The sequence below is a fragment of the Faecalibacterium sp. DFI.5.82 genome, assembly GCF_029076575.1.
GTDB lineage: Bacteria > Bacillota > Clostridia > Oscillospirales > Ruminococcaceae > Faecalibacterium > Faecalibacterium duncaniae.
The window spans coordinates 1-343 of record NZ_JARFIS010000195.1; the positions used below are offsets into that span (position 1 = coordinate 1).

The window sequence follows — 343 nt, forward strand, 5'->3', positions numbered from 1 at the left end:
TGCCATGTGGCACGGGTGCTGGGCATCAGCAGCAGCGCCCTGCTTCAAAAGCTGAACGACGAGAGCGATTTCAAAGTCAGCGAAGCCGACCGTCTTTCTGCCATGCTGGGGCTGACCATGGAACAGCGGGATGCCTGCTTCTTTGGCCCGGGCACCCGGATGTGCCAAAGAAAGGGGGCGGCGTGATGACCGCTGAACAGCGCAGAAAGACCCGGGAGGCCCTGCAGAACTACGGGACCCGCCAGTGGGCCCGCAGCCCGGCCAATTGGGGCTGGGCCCGGGCCATCCAGCAGACGCAGGAGTATTACCGCACCGCTGACCCCATCCGTGCAGGCCTGCTCCA

The 343-nt window shown here is 64.7% G+C and carries 1 protein-coding gene; it reads left to right on the plus strand.

Going from position 1 to position 343, the window contains the following annotated elements; all coding sequences use genetic code 11:
* Nucleotides 1–186: XRE family transcriptional regulator (locus P0G09_RS16210; protein ID WP_275253179.1), on the plus strand; the 186-nt coding region annotated here is incomplete at its 5' end.
* Between the last annotated feature and the right edge of the window lie 157 nt (nt 187–343).